The following is a 2,623-nucleotide window of genomic DNA, read 5'->3' on the forward strand; positions in this document are numbered from 1 at the left end:
AGCGAACGCGGACTAGCCCTTAAGCTGATTTGGTTCTAGGAAAACGCTCTGGAAAGAGCGGCCATAGAAGGTGATAGCCCTGTATCTGAAAGGGCCATTTCAGTGAAGACGAGTAGGGCGGGGCACGTGAAACCCTGTCTGAACATGGGGGGACCATCCTCCAAGGCTAAATACTACTGACCGACCGATAGTGAACCAGTACCGTGAGGGAAAGGCGAAAAGAACCCCGGAGAGGGGAGTGAAATAGAACCTGAAACCGTGTGCGTACAAGCAGTAGGAGCTCCGCAAGGAGTGACTGCGTACCTTTTGTATAATGGGTCAGCGACTTACTGTTCGTGGCAAGCTTAACCGTATAGGGGAGGCGAAGGGAAACCGAGTCTGATAAGGGCGCATAGTCGCGGGCAGTAGACCCGAAACCGGGTGATCTAGTCATGCCCAGGGTGAAGGTGCGGTAACACGCACTGGAGGCCCGAACCCACTCCCGTTGCAAAGGTAGGGGATGAGGTGTGATTAGGAGTGAAAAGCTAATCGAACCCGGAGATAGCTGGTTCTCCTCGAAAGCTATTTAGGTAGCGCCTCATATGTATCCTCTCGGGGGTAGAGCACTGTTATGGCTAGGGGGTCATCGCGACTTACCAAACCATTGCAAACTCCGAATACCGAGACGGACTGTATGGGAGACACACGGCGGGTGCTAACGTCCGTCGTGAAAAGGGAAACAACCCAGACCCACAGCTAAGGTCCCAAATTCACTGCTAAGTGGAAAACCATGTGGAAAGGCACAGACAGCCAGGAGGTTGGCTTAGAAGCAGCCACCCTTTAAAGAAAGCGTAATAGCTCACTGGTCGAGTCGGTCTGCGGGGAAGATTTAACGGGGCTAAGCAGTGAACCGAAGCTTGGGGTGCATACTTTGTATGCGCGGTAGAGGAGCGTTCCGTAAGCCGTTGAAGGTGGATTGAGAAGTCTGCTGGAGGTATCGGAAGTGCGAATGCTGACATGAGTAACGATAATGCGGGTGAAAAACCCGCACGCCGAAAGCCCAAGGTTTCCTTGCGCAACGTTAATCGGCGCAGGGTGAGTCGGCCCCTAAGGCGAGGACGAAAGTCGTAGTCGATGGGAAGCAGGTTAATATTCCTGCACCTCGCGTAAGTGCGATGGAGGGACGGAGAAGGTTAGGTGTACCAGGCGTTGGTTGTCCTGGGGAAAGGCGGTAGGTTTGGATCTTTGGCAAATCCGGGATCCTTTAAGACCGAGCACCGAGACGAGCCTTTATGGCGAAGTCACTGATACCACGCTTCCAGGAAAAGCTCCTAAGCTTCAGCTTACGCAGACCGTACCGTAAACCGACACAGGTGGGTAGGATGAGAATTCTCAGGCGCTTGAGAGAACTCGGGTGAAGGAACTAGGCAACATGGCACCGTAACTTCGGGAGAAGGTGCACCCTTTTTGGTGGCTCGTGCGAGCTATAGCTGAAGAGGGTCGCAGTAACCAGGCCGCTGCGACTGTTTATCAAAAACACAGCACTCTGCAAACACGAAAGTGGACGTATAGGGTGTGACGCCTGCCCGGTGCTGGAAGGTTAATTGATGGGGTCAGCCGCAAGGCGAAGCTCTTGATCGAAGCCCCAGTAAACGGCGGCCGTAACTATAACGGTCCTAAGGTAGCGAAATTCCTTGTCGGGTAAGTTCCGACCTGCACGAATGGCGTAACGACAGCGGCGCTGTCTCCACCCGAGACTCAGTGAAATTGAAATCGCTGTGAAGATGCAGCGTTCCCGTGGCAAGACGGAAAGACCCCGTGAACCTTTACTATAGCTTTACACTGAACGTTGAGTTCGTCTGTGTAGGATAGGTGGGAGGCTATGAAACTGTGGCGCTAGCTGCAGTGGAGCCATCCTTGAAATACCACCCTGTCGTGCTTGACGTTCTAACCTGGGCCCATTATCTGGGTCGGGGACCGTGTATGGTGGGTAGTTTGACTGGGGCGGTCTCCTCCTAAAGAGTAACGGAGGAGCTCGAAGGTACGCTCAGCGCGGTCGGACATCGCGCACTGTGTGCAAAGGCATAAGCGTGCTTGACTGCAAGATCGACGGATCAAGCAGGTAGGAAACTAGGACTTAGTGATCCGGTGGTTCTGTATGGAAGGGCCATCGCTCAACGGATAAAAGGTACTCCGGGGATAACAGGCTGATACCGCCCAAGAGTTCATATCGACGGCGGTGTTTGGCACCTCGATGTCGGCTCATCACATCCTGGGGCTGTAGTCGGTCCCAAGGGTATGGCTGTTCGCCATTTAAAGTGGTACGCGAGCTGGGTTCAGAACGTCGTGAGACAGTTCGGTCCCTATCTGCCATGGGCGTTGGAGATTTGAGAGGGGCTGCTCCTAGTACGAGAGGACCGGAGTGGACGAACCTCTGGTGTTCCGGTTGTCACGCCAGTGGCATTGCCGGGTAGCTATGTTCGGAAGCGATAACCGCTGAAAGCATCTAAGCGGGAAGCGCGCCTCAAGATGAGATCTCCCGGGGCACAAGCCCCCTGAAGGAACCATGTAGACTACGTGGTCGATAGGTCAGGTGTGTAAGTACAGCAATGTATTGAGCTAACTGATACTAATGATCCGAGAG

The 2,623-nt window shown here is 53.9% G+C and carries 1 rRNA gene; it reads left to right on the forward strand.

Features of this window, described 5'->3' with window-relative positions:
* A 23S ribosomal RNA gene (locus ACIQU4_RS42335) occupies window positions 1-2,623 on the forward strand; the annotation flags it as partial.

It is taken from the genome of Streptomyces sp. NPDC090741, assembly GCF_044769045.1.
Lineage (GTDB): Bacteria > Actinomycetota > Actinomycetes > Streptomycetales > Streptomycetaceae > Streptomyces.